The organism is Sphingomonas panni (assembly GCF_022664435.1).
Lineage (GTDB): Bacteria > Pseudomonadota > Alphaproteobacteria > Sphingomonadales > Sphingomonadaceae > Sphingomonas > Sphingomonas panni.
Window position 1 is genome coordinate 1 of sequence record NZ_JAKREU010000009.1, and the last position, 20,696, is coordinate 20,696.

Here is a 20,696-nt window from a genome sequence, read left to right on the forward strand (position 1 = left end):
CCATTCACAATGCCACATACCCCTCCCGCCCAAATGGGCGACAAAGGTGTCGCGGGGTGGAGCAGCCCGGTAGCTCGTCAGGCTCATAACCTGAAGGTCACAGGTTCAAATCCTGTCCCCGCAACCAGTGCATATCATCCGAAACGCCGCCCTCACGGGCGGCGTTTTCGTTTGTACCCAGACAACGCCAGCCAAAAACACGCGTGCTCGCTGCGGGTAAGCGTCCGGTGAGCCGCGTGTTGCCGCGTTCAGCATAGCCGTCGATGTCCGGACCGGTCGTGGTCTCCTTCTGGAGTCCAGAAGGAGGTCAGGAGATGGGGCGGATGGAGGTCATCACCCGGACGGAGCGCCGGCGAACCTATAACGAAGCGGAGAAGGCCGCGGTGGTTGCCGAGGCGTCGGCGCCGGGCGTGACAGTGCGGGAGTTGTCACGGCGGCTCGGCATCGCCGAGAGCCTCATCTACAACTGGCGGTCGGCGCAGCGGAAGGCGGCGAGCATCGCCAGCGAGCCGTTGCAGTTCATCCCGTATGGCGTGGTGACGAACGCCGTGCCCGTCGAGCCAAGCTTGGCGCTCGCACCGACAACTTCTGCAGCGGCACCTGCCAAGCCGTCGTCACCTGCCGTACCGGCAGAAGACCTGATCCGCCCGCATCCGGGAGCGCGGCCCGGTGGCATCGACATCGATCTGCCGACGGGCGTGCGGCTGTCGGTCGACAGCTACGTCAACGAGAAGGCGCTCGCCCGCGTGCTGCGGGCGCTGGGGCATGCGTCGTGATAGCGCTGGCACCGGGTACGAAGGTATATCTCGCCTGTAAGCCGGTCAGCATGCAGAAGGGTTTCGACGGGCTGACCGCGCTCGCCAGCCAGGTGCTCGGCACCGACCCGTACTCGGGTCATCTGTTCGTATTTCGAGGCAAGCGCGGCGACTATCTCAAGGCGCTCTACTGGGACGGCTCGGGCATGTGCTTGTTCGCCAAACGGCTGGAGAAGGGCCGGTTCGTGTGGCCGCCACTGGTCGACGGCGGCATCGTGCTAAGCCCCGCGCAGCTGGCCCTGCTCATCGAGGGCATAGACTGGCGGCGCACCGTGGCGCCGGCTCCGGTAGCCGCGCCGACGCTCGTCTGAACGACGCTTTTCCGTCCTTTTCGCTTGGCCTGAGTCGGGCTGGTGGTAGGATGGGCCATGTCGCTGGCGACGGTCGATCTCCCCTCAGACCCGGACGAGCTGCGCGCCTTCGCACAGGCGTTGCAGGACCGGTTGGCAACGGTCGAGCAGGCTCGCGTGACCACCGCTGGGGAGCTCGCAACCGCGGTAGCAGAGCTGGCCAGCACCGCTGCCGAGCTTCGCGCGGCCAAGGCGACCATCCAGCTGACGGCGTTGGAGATCGAGAAGCTCAAGGTCCAGCTCGCTCGGCTCCGGCGCATGCAGTTCGGCCAGTCGTCCGAGCGGCTCACCCGCGAGATCGAGCAGCTGGAGCTGCGGCTGGAGGAGTTGGAGACGGTCGAGGCCGAGGCGACCAGCGCGTCTGCCGACGCTGGCGTGCCGCCACCCGCCCGCGAGAAGCGCAAGCCCAAGCGCCTGCCGCTGCCCGACCACCTACCACGCCATGAGGTCGTGCACGCCGCCCCGCACGCGGAGGGTTGCGGCGCGTGTGGCGGCACCATGTCGGCGCTGGGCGAGGACGTGACCGAGGTGCTGGAATATGTGCCCGGCCGCTTCCAGGTCGTCCGCCACGTCCGCCCCAAGCTCGCATGCCAGCGCTGCGACGCCATCACCCAGGCGCCGGCACCGGCGCTGCCTATCCCGCGGGGCAAAGCCGGACCCGGCCTGCTCGCGCATGTGCTGGTGTCCAAGTACGCCGACCATCTGCCCTTGTACCGGCAGGCGGAGATCTACGCCCGAGAAGGCGTTGACCTCGACCGCTCGACCATGGCGGACTGGGTCGGCCAAGTCAGTTGGCTGCTTCAGCCGCTGGTCGAACACATCCGCGCCCATGTATTCGCGGCCGACAAGATCCACACTGACGACACGCCGGTCCCGGTGCTGGCGCCGGGCAGCGGCAAGACGAAGACCGGCAGGCTGTGGGTGTACGCCCGCGATGACCGGGGCTGGCAGGGCATCGGTCCACCGGCAGCGGCCTACTTCTACACGCCCGACCGCAAGGGCGAGCGACCGCGCGCGCACCTCGCGAGGTTCAGCGGCTTCCTGCAGGCGGACGGCTGTACGGGCTACGACCAGCTGTATGATGGACGCCGGCAGCCCGGTCCCATCGTCGAGGTGGCGTGCTGGGCGCATGTCCGGCGCAAGATCTACGACGTGTGGAAGGGGACCGGCTCGACCACGGCGCGCACCGGCGTCAGCATGATCGACCTGATGTATGAGGCGGAAGAGTTGGGACGCGGGCTGCCGCCGGAGGACCGGCTCGAACGCCGCCAACTCGTCAGGGTCGGCGTGGACGGCTTCTTCAACTGGGCCGAGGACACCATGCGCCGCATCTCGGGCAAGGGCGCGCTGGCCGACGCCATCCGCTATGCGGTCAAACGGCGCGAGGCACTGACCCGCTTCTGCGACGACGCGCGGCTGGAGGCAGACAACAATCGCGCCGAGAACTGCCTCCGCCCCGTGGCGCTCGGGCGCAAGAACTACCTCTTCGCCGGCTCGGACAAGGGCGGCGAGCGGGCGGCCGCGATCTACACGCTCATTCAGACCGCCCGGCTCAACTTTGTCGACCCCGAAGCCTGGCTGCGCGATGTGCTCACCCGTATCGCTGACGGCCACCCGATTAGTCGCATCAGCGAACTCGCGCCATGGTATCGCAGCGGATGAGTAGCTGAAATTACCGATAAACAGTTCTACCAAGGTCTGAGCATAGCGCCTTGGCATCTGAAGGGCGCAGTCGCGCAAGCTCACGATTGAACCGTTCGGCAAAGCGCGTTGCGGCAGTGAAGCAAGCCTGTCTCGGCCCATTCCACATCACCATCCCATCATGTGGGTTACTGCCCTTGGCATCCAATTCAGTGAGCCGAGTATCGCCTGGAAAAACTTCGGTTCGGGACGGGCATAAGCCTGGAGCGCTTGAAGAGAGGACCACCCCGCCGGTCGTGATTTTGTAGAACTTTGGTGGGTTTAGCTTCGCTGCGATTGCCGCTTCCGCAGTAGCAGATCTGTGGCCGAACTGGGCGTAGCAAGTCTTCCACTCGCGCATTTGTGCACGCAACGCGCGTTGCGTCGCTGCCGGCTGTTTAGCCAGCCAAAGAGCCTCTTTTGCCTCCAGCGCTTTGTCCGACTGAGCAAGCGCGAGGCCTGTGGCTCCAGACAGCATAAAAAGGCAGCACGCTCTCAAAGTGAAGGAGGCAATGGTCACCCGGCCATGCTGCGCCAGTTGATCTAACGGAACAAGGGCTAGCGCGCGCCCTCTCGCGCATGCCCTTGGCTTCTGCACGGCTTCGGCCGGACGCTTACAGCTGCGGTCCGGGTGACGTGACTGACGGGCCGGCGTTGTACCCGAGAGATGTCGTGATGCGTGCAGCCTGCCCGCATCACGACATTCATGCTCCGCGTACGTTATCGATCAGCCCCATACGTCGCGGGCAACGTCCAGCACCAGTTGCAGTTTCGCGGCCTGCTGTCCGACTTCGATGTCGTTGCCGTGGACGGTGGAAGAGAAGCCGCACTGCGGCGACAGCGCCAACTGGTCGAGCGGGGCGTAGCGCGCCGCTTCCTCGATCCGGCGTTTCACGTCCTCCGCCGATTCCAGCTCGCCAAGCTTGGTCGTCACCAGCCCCAGCACCACCGTCTTGCCCTTCGGCAGGAAGCGCAGCGGTGCGAAATCACCCGAACGGGGATCGTCATATTCGAGGAAATAACCGTCGATCGCCAGTTCGTTGAACAGCACTTCCGCTACCGGTTCGTAACCGCCTTCTGCCGCCCAGGACGAACGGAAATTGCCGCGGCACAAATGGACGCAGACGGTCATGTCGTCGGGCCGGTCGCGGATCGATTCGTTGATAAGTCGCGCGTAGAGCCGGGGCAGCGCATCCGGGTCCATGCCCCGCTGCCTCGCATTCTCGCGCTGGGTCGTGTCGCACAGATAGGCAAGATTGGTGTCGTCGAGCTGGAGATAACGACATCCCGCATCGGCCAGGCTGGCGATCTCCGCGCGATAGGCGGCGGCGAGATCGGCGTAGAAATCCTCCAGATCGGGATAGGTCGTCGCGTCGATCGCATCGCGTCCGCCGCGAAAATGCAGCATCGTCGGCGACGGGATCGTCACCTTGGCCGTCCGCGTCGTGCAGCTGGCAAGAAATTCGTAATCGGCGCGCTGGATATCGCGGACGTGATTGATTTTGCCCGTGATCTTCATGACAGGTGGCGCATATTCCAGCGCCTTGCCGCCATGCTGGTGGAACTTGACCTGGGTCCCGCCGGCTTCCTCGACACCGTCGAGCTGCAGCAGGAAGTCGGTGTGGAAATAGGTGCGGCGGAATTCGCCGTCGGTAATCCCCTGAAGTCCCAGATCCTCCTGAAAGCGGACCACGTCGCGGATCGCCGTATCTTCCGCGCTGCGTAAAGCGGCGGCGTCGAGCGTGCCCGCACGATACGCCTCCCGCGCCTCGATCAGCGCCTTTGGTCGCAGGAAGCTGCCGACGTGATCGGCGCGAAAAGGTGGGGTCGGCATCGTCTCTCTCCCGCTATCCCGTAGTTATCCACAGGACTTATCCACAGTTATCCACAGCCCGGCCCCGATCGCAAAGCATCGGCAATGCCGGTTGTCGGGACCGGTCATAGCGGTATATGTTACCCCGCATAACAAAAAACTGGAGAGGGTACCACGTGGCCCAAGACCCGCGCATAGCGATCGAACAGGCTCCGATGTCGCGATTCCAATGGGGGATCGTCGCGACCATGGTCGGGTTGAACGCGCTGGACGGATTCGACGTCCTGTCGATCAGCTTCGCCTCTCCCGGCATTGCCGCCGATTGGGGCATCGATCGCGCCGCGCTGGGCATCGTGCTGTCGATGGAACTGGTCGGCATGGCGATCGGGTCGCTGTTGCTGGGGGGAGTCGCCGACCGCTTGGGCCGGCGGACGACGATCCTCGGCTGCCTCGTCATGATGACCGTCGGCATGTTAGGCGCGGCGAGCGCGGGCGGGATCGTCACCCTGTCGGTCTGGCGGGTGCTCACTGGCCTAGGCATCGGCGGGATGCTGGCATCGACCAATGCGGCCGTCGCCGAAGCCGCCAATGCGAAGCATCGCGCGCTGGCGGTCGTGTTGATGGCGGCCGGCTACCCGATCGGGACCATCGTCGGCGGGTCGGTGTCGGCGGTGCTCCTGACGCACTATGACTGGCGTGCGGTATTCGTGTTCGGGGCAGCGTGCAGCGCGTTGTTCGTGCCGCTGGTGCTGTGGCGTGCGCCGGAATCGGTCGCGTTCCTGATGCACCGGCGGCCGGCGAACGCGCTGGCGCGGATCAACGCCACGCTGCGGCGGATGGGACATGCCCCCGTCGACATGCTGCCCGATCCCGAACCGAAGGCCGCTGCCGCCAAGGCCCCGGTGATGGCGCTGTTCTCGCCGGCGCTGCTGCGCACCACCATCGCGCTGACGCTCGCCTATCTGGCGCATATCATGACCTTCTATTTCATCCTGAAATGGATTCCGAAGATCGTGGTCGACATGGGGTTCCCGGCACCGCAGGCCGCGGGCGTGCTGGTCTGGGCCAGTATCGGCGGCGCGACCGGATCGCTGATTCTGGGCCTGCTGACGGGCAGGCTGCGGCTGTTGGCGCTGACCATCGGGGCGATGCTGTTGTCCACCGCGCTGGTGATCGTGTTCGGGCGGGCGCAGAGCGACCTGACCGGCCTGTCGATCGTCGCGGCGGCGGCCGGCTTCGCCACCAATGCCGGCGTCGTCGGGCTGTACGCGCTGGTGGCGGAACGCTTTCCGACCGGCGCACGCGCCACGGCGACCGGGTTCGTCATCGGGGTCGGGCGTGGCGGGTCGGCGCTGGCACCGATGGTCGCCGGGTTCCTGTTCGCCGCCGGATACGGGTTGCAGACCGTTGCGGTGCTGATGGGCGTGGGGTCGCTGGTCGCGGCGATCGCGCTGCTGTTCCTGCGGGGCAGGCCGGCCGTGGCGGTCGCATGACTAGGCCGCGTTCGTAGGAGAAGAGCCGGGACCCCGGATCAGGTTCGGGGTGACGGCGATGGGTGCGCTGCAGCTTGTATCTCGAGCAAATTGCCTGATTGACGCCGCCTCCGACTCGATTTAGGCTATGAAGCATAACAAATAAGGAGAGGCCGCCATGGCGTCCGTCAAAACGTTCGACCGTTTGAATCCCGTGACCGGCGCGGTCGCGACGACGGCGGAGGCGTTCGGCCCAACGCAAGCCAATGCGGCGGTCGAAGCCGCTGCTGCCGCCTTCCCGGCTTGGTCGGCGCTCGGCCCCAATGCCCGCCGCGCTGCGCTGACCAAGGCGGCCGATGCGCTGGCCGGAAAGGCGGACCAGTTCGTCGAGGCGATGATGGGCGAGATCGGCGCGACCGAAGGCTGGGCACGGTTCAACCTGATGCTGGCGGTGTCGATGGTGCGCGAGGCCGCCGCGCTGACCACGCAGATCGCGGGCGAGGTGATCCCGTCGGACAAGCCGGGCTGTATCGCGATGGCGCTGCGCGAGCCGGTCGGCGTGATGCTGGGCATTGCGCCGTGGAACGCGCCGATCATCCTGGGCGTGCGCGCGATCGCCACGCCGCTGGCGTGCGGCAACACGGTGGTGTTGAAGGCGAGCGAGCAATGCCCGCGCACCCACAGCCTGATCGCCGAAGCCTTTGCCGAGGCGCTGCCCGAAGGCGCGGTGTCGATCGTCACCAATGCGCCGGAGGATGCCGGCGAGGTGGTCGGCGCGCTGATCGACAATCCGCATGTACGGCGGATCAACTTCACCGGATCGACCCATGTCGGCCGCATCATCGCCAGGCGCGCGGCCGAGCATCTCAAACCCGTACTGCTGGAACTGGGCGGCAAGGCGCCGATGATCGTGCTGGACGATGCCGATCTGGACGAGGCGGTGAAGGCGGCGGCGTTCGGCGCGTTCATGAACCAGGGTCAGATCTGCATGTCGACGGAACGGATCATCGTGGTCGACAGCGTCGCCGACGCCTTTGTCGAGAAATTCGCCGCCAAGGTGCGGACCATGGCGGTCGGCGACCCGCGCGAAGGCAAGACGCCGCTGGGCGCGGTGGTCGACCAGAAGACGGTCGCGCATGTCCAGTCGCTGATCGCCGATGCGGTCGCGGCCGGCGCGGTACAGGTGAATGGCGGCGACGCGGACGGCGTGCTGATGCCCGCGCACGTCATCGACAAGGTGACGCCGGAGATGAAGCTGTTCCGCGACGAAAGCTTCGGCCCGGTCGTCGGCGTGATCCGGGCCCGCGACGAGGACCATGCGATCGACCTCGCCAACGACACCGAATATGGCCTGTCGGCATCGGTATTCACCCGCGATACCGCGCGGGGCCTCCGCGTTGCGAAGCGCATCCAGTCGGGCATCTGCCATATCAACGGACCGACCGTGCATGACGAGGCGCAGATGCCGTTCGGCGGCGTGAAGGCGTCCGGCTATGGCCGGTTCGGCGGGCGGGCGGGGATCGATGCCTTCACCGAACTGCGCTGGATCACGATCGAGACCCAGCCGGGCCATTATCCGATTTGACGCCACTGCGCGCGTGGCGCGTCGCCCTTCCCATCCGACATTCTCGCCGGCGAACCCGATTGCCGGCGCCAGCAAGAGGTTTGCACATGACCGAAACGAGCAGCAACGGCGTCGTCGCCTATGATGTCGAAGGTGGCATCGCCTGGGTACGGTTCAACCGGCCCGACAAGCGCAATGCGATGAGCCCGACGCTGAACCGCGACATGATGGAGGTCCTCGACACGCTGGAGTTTCGCGACGATGTCGGCGTGCTGGTGCTGTCGGGCGAGGGGCCGGCCTGGACCGCGGGCATGGATTTGAAGGAATATTTCCGCGAGACGGAATCGCAGGGGCTGGGCGGCACGCGCAAGGCGCAACGCGAGAGCTATGGCTGGTGGCGGCGGCTGCGCTGGTATCAGAAGCCGACGATCGCGATGGTCAATGGCTGGTGCTTCGGCGGCGGATATGGCCCGCTGTTCGCCTGCGATCTGGCGTTCGCTGCCGAGGAGGCGAAGTTCGGGCTGTCGGAAATCAACTGGGGCATCCTGCCCGGCGGCGGTGCGACCAAGGTCGCGCAGGAGCTGATGCCGTTCCGGAAAGCCATGTACCACGCGATGATGGGCGAGAATATCGACGGCAGGACCGCCGTCGAATGGGGCCTGGTCAACGAGGCGCATCCGCTGGCGCAGCTGAAGGACCGCGTGACCGAGGTGGCCAAGGTGCTGCTGGCCAAGAACCCGGTTGCGCTGAAGGCGACCAAGGACGCGATGAAGCGGGTCGGCGTGATGAGTTATGACGATGCCGAGGACTATCTGGTCCGTGCGCAGGAAGCGGCCAATTCCTACGACAGCGAAGGCCGCAAGGAAGGCATCCGCCAGTTCATCGACGAGAAGAGCTACAAGCCCGGGCTGGGCGCGTACGACAAGGATCGCGCGAAAGCCTGACCTGAACGATCCTCCCCGCGCGCGGGGAGGGGGACCATGCGCAGCATGGTGGAGGGGGGGGCCGCCATCCGGAACGGTTGCGTTGCGTGGACACCCCCCCTCCGTCAGCGCTGTGCGCTGCCACCTCCTCGTGAACGGGGAGGAAAGGGACACATTCCATGCCCGACCTTTCCCGCCTGCTCACCCCCCGTTCGGTCGTCATCGTCGGCGCATCGCCGACGCCGGGGGCGCTGGGCAATTCGGTGCTGCGCAACCTCGAACGGCACGGCTATGCCGGCACCATCCATCTCATCAACCCGAAGCGCGATACGATCGACGGGCGGCCCTGCCTGAAGGCGATCGAGGATCTGCCGATGGGGGTCGATGCGGCGGTGCTGGCGATTCCCGGACCGGCGGTGCTGGGCGCGGTCCGGGCGCTGGCGGCGCGCGGGGTGGGCGCGGCAATCATCTTTTCGGCAGGCTTCGCCGAAGGCGGCGAAGAGGGGCTGGCGGCACAGGCGGAGGTCGCCCGGATCGCCGCCGAACACGACATGGTGGTCGAGGGGCCGAACTGCCTCGGCCTCGTCAACTATGCCGCCGGGGTGCCGCTGACCTTTGTCGAGGCGCCGGTATTGGACCTGGGCGACAAGCCGGCGGTCGGCATCGTCAGCCAGTCGGGGGCGATGGCCGTCGTGCTGGGCACCACGCTGATGGCGAAGGACCTCGGCATCACCGCGTCGATCTCCACGGGCAACGAAGCGGCGTCGGGCGTCGAGGATTATGTCGAGCATCTGATTGCCGATCCGGCGACGCAGGCGATTGCGATGATCGTCGAACAGTTCCGCCAGCCCGCGCGCTTCCTGGCGCTTGCGGAACAGGCGCGCGCGGCGGGCAAGCACATCGTCCTGCTCCACCCCGGCACGTCGAGCGCCGCGCGCGAAAGTGCCGCGACGCATACCGGCGCGATGGCGGGCGACTGGCAGTTGATGCGGACCAAGGTCGAGCGTGCCGGCGTCGTGCTGGTCGACAGCCTCGAAGCGCTGGGCGATGTCATCGATATCGCGGTGCGCGCCAAGCCGGTGCGGCGCGGCGGCACGGCGGTGCTGACCGAAAGCGGCGCGTTCAAGGCGCTGACCCTCGACCTGGCCGAAGCGATCGGCCTCGACCTGCCGCCGATGGCGGGGGCGACGGCGGCGGCGATGCGCGGCGCGATCCCCGATTTCATCCCCGTGTCCAACCCGATGGACCTGACCGCGCAGGCGCTGGTCGACCCCGACCTGTATCGCCGCACGCTGATCCCGCTGCTGGCCGACGACGCCTATGCCGCATTGGTGTTCGGCATCATCCAGACCGATCCGGCGACCTCGGCGCGCAAGTTCCCCGCGATCATTGACGCGGTACGCGCGCTCGCGCCGGACAAGCCGGTCCTCTTTGCCGGGCTGGACGACGGCGCGCCGGTGCCGGCCGAGTATATCGCCGGGCTGCGCGCGATCGGCGTGCCCTATTTCCCGTCGCCCGACCGGGCGTTCCGTGCGCTGCGGCACCTGCTACGCCACGCCGCGCACGACTTTGCGGTGGTGGAGGCCGATCCGGTCGCGCTCGACCTGCCGGCCGGGGTCATCCCCGAATATCGCGCGAAGGAATTGCTGGCGCCGGTCGGCATCCCGTTCCCGGCGGGCGGGTTCGCCGCGACCGTGGCCGAGGCGCAGGCAATTGCCGGGCGCGTCGGCTATCCGGTCGCGATCAAGGCGCAGGCGGCGGCGCTCAGCCACAAGAGCGATGCCGGCGGCGTCCTGCTGAACATCGCCGACGATGCCGCGCTGGCGGCGGCGTGGGACCGGCTCTACGCCAATGTCGCCGCCTATGACGCGACCATCGCGCTCGACGGCGCGCAGGTGGAGGCGATGGGCCGGCGCGGCGTCGAGCTGATCGTCGGCGCGCGCAACGACCCCGATTGGGGGCCGGTGATCCTGGTCGGGTTCGGTGGCGTCACCGCCGAGCTGCTGCACGACGTCCGGTTGCTGCCGATCGACCTGACGCATGACGCGATCGTCGCCGAACTGCGCGCGCTGAAGCAGGGAGCGCTGCTCGACGGTTATCGCGGTTCGCCCGCGCTCGACGTCGATGCGGTCGCTGCGCTGATCGCCGGGCTGGGCCGGGTGCTGGCGGGGACGCCGTCCATTCGCGAGATCGATCTGAACCCGGTCGTCGTCTATCCCAAGGGCGACGGGGTGGTCGCGCTCGACGCGCTGATCCTTGCCGATGTAAATTGAATCAGGGCCGATCGATATTCAGCGACGATCCTGGATTTTCGTCATTCCCGCGAAGGCGGGAATCCATAACACCTGACGTTTCGGCTGGATTGGCAACGCTGGCGCATATGGACTCCCGCCTGCGCGGGAGTGACGATAGGGGATGGAACAGCCGTTCCCTATCTGGTGAACGCAATGTAGGTCTTATCTACTGCCAGTCCGCAAAATGTAGCGATGAAGTATTACAGTTATTGACAATAGCAGTTGGTCGCGTAGCCTGCGGGAAAAGGGGAGCGACAGATCTCCCCATCCTGGGAGGATGCTATGACTGGCCTTCGTTCGACGATGCTTGCCGTGCTGCGTTGTCATGCCGCGATCGGTGCCCTGGCGGTTGCCGCCATCCCTGTCGCCGCGTCGGCGCAGGACACGCCCGCTGCCACCACCGAGCAGGAAGAGGGCGAGATCATCGTCACCGCCCGCCGCCGTGCGGAAAGCCTGCAGGACACGCCGGTCGCGATTTCGGCGTTCACCTCCGACATGCTCGACCAGCGGCAGATCGTGCAGACCCAGGACCTCGAACGCATCACCCCCAGCCTGCAGTTCAAGCCGGCGGGGCAGCTGTCGGGCAACAGCGCGGCATCGGTGGTGTTCATCCGCGGCGTGGGGCAGGTCGATCCGACCGCCGCCGTCGATCCGGGCGTGGGCATCTATCTCGATGAGGTATATCTTGGCCGGGCGGTCGGCGGTGCGATCGATTTCGGCGACATCGACGGCGTCGAGGTGCTGCGCGGGCCGCAGGGCACGCTGTTCGGGCGCAACACCATCGGCGGCGCGATCCTGGTGCGCACGCGCCAGCCGGAACTGGGCAAGACCAGCGTGCGCGCCCGGCTGCGCGTCGGCGACTATGATCTGCGCGAAGGGTTCGCGGCGGTGAACGTGCCGCTGGGCGAGACGCTGGCCGCGCGCGTGTCGGGCGGGTTCCGCCGCCGCGACGGCTATGTCATCCGCGCGGTCGACGGCCTCGATCTCGGCAACGAGAATGGCTATTCGCTGAACGGCGCGCTGAAGTGGGAGCCGTCGAGCGATTTCGACCTGTTCCTGCGCGCCGATTATTCGCGTCGCGACGAACACGGCGCGCCGTTCGTGCTGGCCGGGGTCAACGAACAGGCGCCGGTCGCCGCGATCGCGAGCGTCGCCGCCGGCTGCCCCGGCGCGACCATCCCCTTTTCGCCGATCGTGCCGGGCGACCGCCGCTTCGGTGCGCCCAACGTGCCGATGATAAACGACGCGCGCTGCGCCAACGACCTGCAGGCCAAGGGCGATTTCGTGAACGGCGGCAACGCGCCGGTGATGAGCATGTCGGAGGTGTGGGGCGTCGCCGGCACCGCCAATATCCACCTGACCGAACAGGCGCTGGTGAAGCTCATCACCGCCTATCGCGAAACCAGCTCTCGCGGGATCCGCGACGCCGACAACACGCCGCTGACGCTCATCACCACCGATGTCGGGTCGCAATCGAGCCAGTTCAGCCAGGAGGTCCAGCTCCAGCTCGACTTCGGCAAGGTCAGCGGCATCCTTGGCGGTTATTATTTCAACGAGGCGACCGACGAGCGCGCGACGGTGTTCCTTGCCTTTCCGCCATCGCCGCCGGTCATCCGCTCGCTGCTGGCCGGCGGTCCCGGCAGCCGCGATTTGCAGGTGTCGCGCCTGAAGACCAATTCGGTCGCGCTGTTCGGCGAGGCGACGTGGTCGCCGACCGAGCGGCTGGAGGTCAGCGGCGGCCTGCGCTACACCTCCGACCGCAAATATTATCAGGGGACGGTGCTGAACCTGTTCCCCGCGACCCAGCCCGACCCGAACCCGTTGCCGACGCTGGCGACGACGCAGGGCGGACCGCTGTTCATCTTTCCCCGCCCGTTCCAGCGCGACTTCGCCGCGCTGACCGGTTCGGCGAGCGTGCAATATCGCTGGAGCGGGGCGGTCAGCACCTATGCCTCCTATGCCAAGAGCTTCAAGTCGGGCGGGTTCAACACCCGGTACAATGCCGCCACGTCGAACAACCTGCCGGTGCCGTTTTCGGACGAAAGCGTCACCAGCTACGAACTGGGCGTGAAGACCAATCTCGGCCGGTTGCGCCTGAACCTCGCCGCATTCCAGGCGGAATATCAGGACATTCAGCTGATCTTCCGCCAGGGCGTCGTGCCGCTGCTGTTCAACGCCGGCGAGGCGCGCATCCGCGGGTTCGAGGCGGAGGCCAACTGGCGCGCGCCGTGGGGGCTGTCGGTCGATGGCGGGCTGAGCGTGCTGAAGGACAAGATCAAGAGCATCACCCCCATCCCGGGTGCGACCGCGACCGTCACGCCCAACGACGACCTGCCCTTCACCCCCGACCTCCAGGCCAATCTCGGCCTGTCGTACAAGATCGAGCTGGGGAACGACGTGACGCTCACCCCGCGGGTCGATGGCAGCTATACGTCGAAGATCACGTTCATCACCGGCAGCATTCCGCTGATCGAGGAGGACGGCTATTTCGTCGGCAATGCCTCGGTGGGCCTGAAGCTGGCCAACGGGATCGAGATCAGCGCGGGCGTCAACAACGTCCTCGACCAGCGTTACCTGATCCAGGGGAATGCGTCGCTCGCGACGCTGGGCTATGCCGAGCGTATCTTCGCCCGCCCGCGCAACTGGTTCGCGCAGCTGTCGACGTCGTTCTGATCCCCGCGTCACCCCGGGCCTGACCCGGGGTCCCGCTTCTCTCGGCCGCTAGAAGAAGAAGCGGGACCCCGGATCAAGTCCGGGGTGACGCGAGTAGCGGCGCCTGCACCCTTGGACACGCTTGTCACGCCCTACGAAACGCGCCTAGTCGTCGGACAAATCAACCGGAGCGCATCTTGTCCCACGACCCTGCCCAGAGCGACATCCTCATCATCGGGTCGGGAGCCGCCGGCCTGACCGCCGCGCTGCACCTGGCGGAGCGGTTCCGCGTGACGGTGCTGGCCAAGGGCGCACTGAACGAAGGGTCGACCGCGTGGGCGCAGGGCGGGATCGCCGCCGTGCTGGAACCGGGCGACACGTTCGAAAACCATGTCGAGGACACGATGGTCGCGGGGGCGGGCCTGAACGACCGCGCCGTGGTCGAGTTCGTCGTCGAGTCCGCCCCCGCCGCGATCGAGCGGCTGGCGTCGCTGGGCGTGCCGTTCAACATGGATGGCGAGGCGCTGCACCTGACGCGCGAGGGCGGGCATTCGCATCGCCGCATCGTCCATGTCGACGACGCGACGGGTTGGGCGGTGCAGGAGGCGCTGATCCGCGCGGCGCGGGCGCATCCCAACATCACGCTGCTGCCCGACATGGTCGCGGTCGACCTGGCGACCAGCCGGCACGAGCTGCGCTATTCGGGCGCGGGCAATGTGTGGGGCGTCTATGCGTTCAACCGCGCGACCGACCGGGTCGAGTTGTTCACCGCGCGCGCGACGATCCTCGCCACCGGCGGGGCCGGGCGGACCTATTTGTTCAGCACTGCCCCGCGCGGGGCGACCGGGGACGGCATCGCCATGGCGTGGCGCGCCGGATGTCGCGTGTCGAACATGGAATTCATGCAGTTCCACCCGACCTGCCTCTACAATCTGGAGGTCAAGAACTTCCTGATCACCGAAGCGGTCCGGGGCGAGGGTGGCAAGCTCATCAACCCGACCACGGGCAAGAATTTCATGCCCTATTACGACCCGCGCGCCGAACTGGCCCCGCGCGACATCGTGGCGCGGGCGATCGATGCGGAGATCAAGCGCTTCGGCCTCGATTATGTCCATCTCGACATCAGCCATATGGACCCCGCGTTCGTGCGCGGCCATTTCCCCAACATCTACGAAAAGCTGCTGGGGCTGGGCATCGACATGACGACCCAGCCGATCCCGGTCGTGCCGGCACAGCATTATACCTGCGGCGGCGTGCTGATCGACCGCGACGGGCGAACCGACCTGCCCGGCCTCTATGCGGTCGGCGAAGTGTCGCAATCCGGGCTGCACGGGGCCAATCGCCTCGCGTCCAACTCGCTGCTCGAATGTTTCGTATTCGGCGAAGCGGCGGCGAAGGACATCGCCGCGCGCTGGGGCAGCCTGCCGCCGCCGCCCGCGATCCGGCCGTGGGACGAAAGCCGCGTGACCGATTCCGACGAGGAAGTGGTCATCAAGCAGAACTGGACCGAAATCCGCCGCTTCATGTGGAACTATGTCGGTATCGTGCGGTCGACCAAGCGGCTGGAGCGGGCGCGCCACCGGATCGCGATGCTGACCGAGGAGGTGGCCGATTATTACGGCCATTTCCGCGTCACCGCCGACCTGATCGAACTGCGCAACCTGTTGCAATCGGCCGATCTGATCGTGCGGTCGGCGCTCCGGCGGCAGGAGAGTCGCGGCCTGCACTACACGCTGGATTATCCCGAAACCGAGCCGCAAGCGGTCGATACCATTCTCGTTCCATAACGAGCCCCGCCGTTCGTCGTCCCTGTGGGGGGATTCGTCGCAAGCGACCGGCTGTGCCCTGTCATGTTAACATCCGGACAAGCATGGTCGGGCCACAGTCCGGGGTGAGATGGTCGCACACATGTTGAATCGAATCGGGTCGCGCAAGGCGGCGCTGATGGTAGCGGTGATTGCGTTGGGCGGGGCCGGAATGGCGACGCGCACCTTGCCGCCCGCGGCACAGGCCGCGCCGCCACGCTATGCCGTGCCGGTGCCGCTGCCGGCACAGACGCGGCCCGCGCCGCCGGCCCTGGTGTCGGCGATCAACGCGCTGGGCGGCGGGTTCCAGGGCAAGGTCGGCATCGCGGTGCGCAGCATCGACGACGGCTGGGTCGTGGGCCATGCGATGGACCAGCGGATGCCGCAGCAATCGGTCAGCAAGCTGTGGGTCGCGCTGACCATGATGAACGCGATCGACGAGGGGCGTTATGCGCTGACCACCCCGGTCACGATCACCCGCAGCGACCTGACCCTGTTTCACCAGCCGATTGCCTATCTGATGAAGGACGGCGTGTTCAACACGACCGTCGGCGACCTGCTGCGCCGCGCGCTGACGATGAGCGACAATACGGCGAACGACAAATTGCTGAACCTTGCCGGCGGCCCGGTCGCGGTACGCGACTTCATCGCCAGCCGGGGCCTGGGCAATATCCGCTTCGGCCCGGGCGAACGCTTGTTGCAGGCGAAGACCGCCGGTCTGCCGTGGAAGCAGGAATATTCGCAGGGCAACGCCTTTGCGCAGGCGCGTTCGCGGCTGGACCCCAATGTCCGCCGCGCGGCCTATCAGGCCTATGTGGCCGATCCGCCCGATGGCGCGGGCGCGGGTGCCATCGCCGATGCGCTGGCGCGGCTGCATCACGGGATGCTGTTGTCCGAACAGTCGACCCGCTGGCTGCTGGACACGATGAGCCATACTCGCACCGGCCGCGCCCGCATCCGCGCCGCGCTGCCCGCCGGGTGGAGCGTCGCGCACAAGACCGGCACCGGACAGGATCTGGGCGGGCGTACGGCGGGTTTCAACGATGTCGGCATCCTGACCGCGCCGGACGGCAAATCCTATGCCGTCGCGGTGATGATCGGCGATACCTCGCGACCGGTGCCCGAACGCCAGCAGCTGATCCAGACGGTCGTGTCATCGATCGTCGCGGTACACGGGTAGGGAAGCCGCAGCGCTGCGCGTCGCCACCCATGGGGCGGAACGGTTCGATGGCGCGGTAGCGGACGAACTGCCGCTGATTGAGGCTGCACTGGCCGAGGTTCCGCCCGACCGGGCCGGTGTCAGGGTCACCGGCAATGCGGCGCTGGCATCGCTGCTGGTCGCCAATGGCGTGATTGGGGCGATTGCTGCCCGCGCTTTGGGCGATAGCTGTCGTCCGGTCCGCGCGATCCTGTTCGACAAGAGCGAAGCGACCAACTGGGCGCTCGGCTGGCACCAGGACCGCACGATCTGCGTCCGTGAGCGGATCGAAACGCCGGGTTTCGGCCCATGGACGCTGAAGGCGGGGCTGCACCATGTCGAGCCACCCTTTGCCCTGCTGGCCGAGATGGTGACGCTCCGGGTACATCTCGACTCGGTCGATGCGGATAATGCGCCTTTGCTGATCGCGCCGGGATCGCATCGGGTCGGAAGGGTGCCGGTCGATGCCGTTCCATCGGTCGTGGAGGACTACGGCGTTGCGGCATGTTTGGCCGAACCGGGCGACGTCTGGCTGTATGCCACTCCGATCCTGCACGCATCGGACGCGGCGGTCCGTCCGATCCGGCGGCGCGTGCTGCAGGTCGATTTCTCCGCCGACCCACTGCCGAACGGCTTGGAATGGCTCGGCGTGTAGCCTGCCCTTATCGCTTGCCGAGCAACCTCGGCGCCACGCCCCGGTCGGTAATGAGCACCGGCGCGATGCTGCCGTCCTTGCGGAAATAGAGGCGGTCGATCGCGACTTCGCGGTGGTTGCCGTCGGTCTCGGTCAGCGGGCGGCGGTGATAGACGATGTACCAGTCGTCGGTACCCGGAACCTGCAACAGCGAATGGTGCCCCGCACCGCGCGCCACCCGTGCATCTTGTTGCAGCACCACCCCGCGCGGGGTGAACGGCCCCAGCGCACTCGGCCCGGTGGCATAGGCGACGCGATAGTCCGGGCCGGTCCAGTCGCCTTCCGACCACATCAGGTAATAGACGCCGTTCCGCTTGGCCATGAACGGCCCCTCGACATAATCGGGGGACGGGGTGATCGATTTGAAGGTCGTACCATCGGCGAACGGCACGATGTCGGTCAGCGTATCGGACAGGCGCACGACGTTGCAGTGCTTCCACCCGCCATAATAGAGATAGACCTGCCCGTCATCGTCGCGGAACGCCATCTGGTCGATCGGCTGCGCGCCGTTCACGATCCGGTTAATCAGCGGCTTGCCGATCGCGTCGCGAAACGGTCCTTCCGGCTTGTCCGCCACCGCAACGCCGATGCCGCCCGTCTGGGCATCGTTCTTGATGTCGTTCGCGCCGAAGAACAGATAATAGCGCCCGCGATGCTCGATCGCCGAAGGTGCCCACATCGAATAGGCCGCCCAGCCGACGCGCTCCACGTCCAGCACGCGCGGGTGCCGCGTCCAATGCACCAGATCGGGCGACGAAAAGGCATCGAGGAACGTCTGGCGCAGGAACGGGTGCCAGATATGCGGGGCCTTGCGCTCGTTCGCCTGCCACGGCGTGAAGCGGCTGGCCGGCGCGGGCGTGCCCTGGTCCGCCGAATAGGTCGGATAGATCCAGTAGCGGTCGCGAAAGATGCGGATTTCGGGATCGGCATACCAGCCGGGAAAGGCCGGATTGGCCGCCAGCGCCGCGCGCGGCAGCGCCAGCGATGCGCCCAGCCCGGCCAGCAGCGTGCGGCGGTCGACGCGCAGGTCAGCGATAATCGGTGATCGCATAGGTCCCCTCCTCTGCCGCCACGCGCGGCCCTACGATCGCGACCGCTGCGCCGGCCGCCTTGCCCGCTGCGACGCCCGCAGGCGAATCCTCGAACACCAGACAGTCCGCAGCCGCCACACCCAGTCGTTCGGCGGCTAGGCAGAAGCCCTGCGGGTCCGGCTTGCCCCGCGTTACATCCTCGGCGGTGATGAAGACTTTCGGGATCGGCAGGCCGATCGCCCGCAACCGCACTTCGGCAAGGTTGCGCGGGGCGGAGGTGACGATCGCCCATTCGTGCGGAGCTAGCCCCTCGATCAGGTCGTGGATGCCGTCGATCGCAACGACACCGTCGACATCCTCCAGTTCGGCGGCGTTCAGCCACGCGGCTTCGGCATCGACATTCATGCTCGGCGTGGCGAAGCGGCGGACCGTGTCCTCGCCCCGTACGCCGTGGCACATCGCGATCAGCGCCTCGGCATCGATGCCGTGCCGGTCGCACCAGCGCCGCCAGACCCGCTCGACCGCTGCGCTGGAATCGAGCAGCGTCCCGTCCATGTCGAACAGGAACGCGGCATAGGGGACGTTGTGGAACGACGGCATGACGGCGTCGTACCGGGTGGGAGCGGGGGAGGCAAACGAACCTTGGGGGCCATCTCTCCCGATCGTGGCCCCGCGAAGGCGGAGGCCCAGAGCCAAGCAAAACAAACGCTTGCGTGCGGCGCTCTGGACCCCCGCCTGCGCGGGGGTACGTTATCGATGAGGAAGCGTGCTGCGCCTCAATGCCGGAAGTGGCGCATTCCGGTGAATACCATCGCGAGGCCCGCTTCGTCCGCCGCCGTGATCACTTCGTCGTCGCGGATCGATCCGCCCGGCTGGATCACCGCCGTCGCGCCCGCCTCGACCGCGGCCAGCAGGCCGTCGGCGAACGGGAAGAACGCGTCGGATGCGACCGCCGACCCGATGGTGCGTGCTTCGCTCCAGCCGGCCTTGTCCGCCGCGTCCTTCGCCTTCCACGCGGCGATGCGAGCGGATTCCAGCCGGTTCATCTGGCCTGCACCGATACCCGCCGTGCTGCCGTCCTTGGCATAGACGATCGCGTTCGACTTCACATGCTTGGCGACGGTCCACGCAAAGCGGCAATCGGCCAGTTCCTGGCTCGTCGGCTGGCGCTTGGTCACGACCTTGAGGTCGACCTGGCCCAGATTGCCGCCGTCGCGCGACTGGACCAGCAGCCCGCCGGCAATGGTCTTGACCATCAGCCCGCCGCGCGCCGGATCGGGCAGATCGCCGGTCAGCAGCAGGCGCAGGTTCTTCTTGGCGGCGAACACCGCCTTCGCCTCGTCATCGGCCGAGGGGGCAGCGACGACTTCGGTAAAGATGCCACTGATCGCGCGCGCGGTTTCTCCGTCAAGCGGACGGTTGACCGCGATGATCCCGCCGAACGCCGATACGCTGTCGGACGCGAGGGCGGCCTGATAGGCTTCGATCAGCGTCGCGCCGGTCGCGACGCCGCACGGATTGGCGTGCTTGACGATGACCACGGTCGGCGGGCCGTCGCGGAATTCGCTGACCAGCTCCAGCGCGGCATCGGCGTCGTTGTAATTGTTGTAGCTCAGCGCCTTGCCTTGCACCTGCTCCGCCTGCGCAATGCCGCGCGCGGCGGGACCGCGCGGGATGTAGAGCGAGGCCGACTGGTGGGGGTTCTCGCCGTAGCGCAGCTCCGCGCCGCGGGTGAAGGCGAGCGGGAGCGTGTCGGGGAATGCCTGTCCCTGATCGGCGAAGGCGAACCACTGTGCGATCGCCGAGTCATAGGCGGCGGTCGCTGCATAGGCTTTCGCGGCAAGACGGCGGCGAGTGGCGAGCGTCGTCGCGCCGCCGGTCTCGGCCAGTTCGGCGATCAGCGCGGCATAGTCGGCGGGATCGGTGACGATCGCCACCGCATCATGGTTCTTCGCGGCCGAACGCACCATCGACGGGCCGCCAATGTCGATATTCTCGATGATCGTGTCGCGGTCGGCGCCCTTGGCCACGGTCGCTTCGAACGGATACAGGTTCACGACGACGATATCGATCGCGCCGATGCCGTGTTCGTCCATCGACGCGACATGCTGCGGATTGTCGCGCACCGCCAGCAGCCCGCCATGGACCACCGGGTGCAGCGTCTTGACCCGCCCGTCCATCATTTCGGGAAAGCCGGTCAGCTCCGAAATGTCGCGGACGGTGAGGCCGGCGTCGCGCAAGGCGCTGGCGGTGCCGCCGGTGGAAACCAGCTCGACGCCATGGTTGGCAAGGGCGGTGGCGAGGTCGACGATACCGCTCTTGTCGGAAACCGAGAGGAGCGCGCGCTGTGCGGTGACATGATCCATGGCCGCGCCCTTTCGCGCGAATGCGGCGGCGGGGCAAGG

16 protein-coding genes and 1 tRNA gene are annotated in these 20,696 nt (G+C 67.0%); 12 read left to right on the forward strand and 5 right to left on the reverse strand.

What is annotated here, in order from left to right:
- Positions 1-50 precede the first annotated feature (50 nt).
- The 4 genes from MF609_RS15780 to tnpC all read left to right on the forward strand — a co-directional run bounded on the left by MF609_RS15780 (position 51) and on the right by tnpC (position 2,827).
- Positions 51-127 (forward strand) — tRNA-Met (locus MF609_RS15780).
- 187 nt (positions 128-314) lie between these two features.
- Positions 315-776 (forward strand): IS66-like element accessory protein TnpA, encoded by a 462-nt coding sequence (gene tnpA / locus MF609_RS15785; protein ID WP_419723110.1) that lies wholly within the window; start codon positions 315-317, stop codon positions 774-776.
- A complete protein-coding gene (tnpB, locus tag MF609_RS15790) occupies positions 773-1,126 on the forward strand; it encodes an IS66 family insertion sequence element accessory protein TnpB (protein WP_242417111.1) in 354 nt (117 codons plus the stop codon). The genes tnpA and tnpB overlap by 4 nt, the downstream gene beginning before the upstream one ends.
- 57 nt (positions 1,127-1,183) lie before the next feature.
- A complete protein-coding gene (gene tnpC / locus MF609_RS15795) occupies positions 1,184-2,827 on the forward strand; it encodes an IS66 family transposase (protein ID WP_242417112.1) in 1,644 nt (547 codons plus the stop codon).
- A gap of 10 nt (positions 2,828-2,837) precedes the next feature.
- Here the strand turns inward: tnpC and MF609_RS15800 are convergent, their stop codons facing one another.
- Positions 2,838-3,323: a hypothetical protein gene (locus tag MF609_RS15800; RefSeq protein ID WP_242417113.1), complete on the reverse strand. Its 486-nt coding sequence runs from the start codon at positions 3,321-3,323 to the stop codon at positions 2,838-2,840.
- A 249-nt stretch (positions 3,324-3,572) separates the two neighbouring features.
- Positions 3,573-4,679 carry a 5-methyltetrahydropteroyltriglutamate--homocysteine S-methyltransferase gene (locus MF609_RS15805; RefSeq protein ID WP_242417114.1) on the reverse strand — a complete coding sequence of 369 codons (1,107 nt, stop codon included), beginning with the start codon at positions 4,677-4,679 and terminating at the stop codon, positions 3,573-3,575.
- Positions 4,680-4,873: 194 nt separating this feature from the next.
- Between MF609_RS15805 and MF609_RS15810 the strand changes: the two genes are divergently transcribed.
- From MF609_RS15810 to MF609_RS15845, 8 genes are all read left to right on the forward strand, one after another.
- Positions 4,874-6,151, forward strand: a complete 1,278-nt coding sequence (locus MF609_RS15810; protein WP_242417115.1) for an MFS transporter — start codon at positions 4,874-4,876, stop codon at positions 6,149-6,151.
- A 157-nt stretch (positions 6,152-6,308) separates the two neighbouring features.
- Complete coding sequence (locus tag MF609_RS15815; RefSeq protein WP_242417116.1) at positions 6,309-7,715, forward strand: aldehyde dehydrogenase; 1,407 nt, start codon at positions 6,309-6,311, stop codon at positions 7,713-7,715.
- 86 nt (positions 7,716-7,801) lie between these two features.
- Complete coding sequence (locus MF609_RS15820; protein ID WP_242417117.1) at positions 7,802-8,638, forward strand: p-hydroxycinnamoyl CoA hydratase/lyase; 837 nt, start codon at positions 7,802-7,804, stop codon at positions 8,636-8,638.
- A 158-nt stretch (positions 8,639-8,796) separates the two neighbouring features.
- A complete protein-coding gene (locus tag MF609_RS15825; RefSeq protein ID WP_242417118.1) occupies positions 8,797-10,890 on the forward strand; it encodes an acetate--CoA ligase family protein in 2,094 nt (697 codons plus the stop codon).
- A 303-nt stretch (positions 10,891-11,193) separates the two neighbouring features.
- Positions 11,194-13,584, forward strand: a complete 2,391-nt coding sequence (locus MF609_RS15830) for a TonB-dependent receptor (protein ID WP_242417119.1) — start codon at positions 11,194-11,196, stop codon at positions 13,582-13,584.
- A 176-nt stretch (positions 13,585-13,760) separates the two neighbouring features.
- A complete protein-coding gene (gene nadB, locus MF609_RS15835; protein WP_242417120.1) occupies positions 13,761-15,350 on the forward strand; it encodes an L-aspartate oxidase in 1,590 nt (529 codons plus the stop codon).
- A gap of 121 nt (positions 15,351-15,471) precedes the next feature.
- Positions 15,472-16,548, forward strand: coding sequence for a serine hydrolase (locus MF609_RS15840; RefSeq protein ID WP_242417121.1), 1,077 nt, complete (start codon positions 15,472-15,474; stop codon positions 16,546-16,548).
- 169 nt (positions 16,549-16,717) lie between these two features.
- Positions 16,718-17,221, forward strand: coding sequence for a phytanoyl-CoA dioxygenase family protein (locus MF609_RS15845; protein ID WP_336944884.1), 504 nt, complete (start codon positions 16,718-16,720; stop codon positions 17,219-17,221).
- A gap of 7 nt (positions 17,222-17,228) precedes the next feature.
- On the opposite strand, the gene MF609_RS15850 is transcribed toward MF609_RS15845, so the two are convergent.
- From MF609_RS15850 to purH, 3 genes are all read right to left on the reverse strand, one after another.
- The gene (locus tag MF609_RS15850) at positions 17,229-18,311 is read right to left on the reverse strand and encodes a glycoside hydrolase family 43 protein (RefSeq protein WP_242417122.1); all 1,083 of its coding nucleotides are present in this window, start codon (positions 18,309-18,311) and stop codon (positions 17,229-17,231) included.
- Positions 18,289-18,891: an HAD-IA family hydrolase gene (locus MF609_RS15855; protein WP_242417123.1), complete on the reverse strand. Its 603-nt coding sequence runs from the start codon at positions 18,889-18,891 to the stop codon at positions 18,289-18,291. Before MF609_RS15855 ends, MF609_RS15850 begins: the two co-directional genes overlap by 23 nt.
- A gap of 176 nt (positions 18,892-19,067) precedes the next feature.
- Positions 19,068-20,657 carry a bifunctional phosphoribosylaminoimidazolecarboxamide formyltransferase/IMP cyclohydrolase gene (gene purH / locus MF609_RS15860; protein ID WP_242417124.1) on the reverse strand — a complete coding sequence of 530 codons (1,590 nt, stop codon included), beginning with the start codon at positions 20,655-20,657 and terminating at the stop codon, positions 19,068-19,070.
- Positions 20,658-20,696 lie beyond the last annotated feature (39 nt).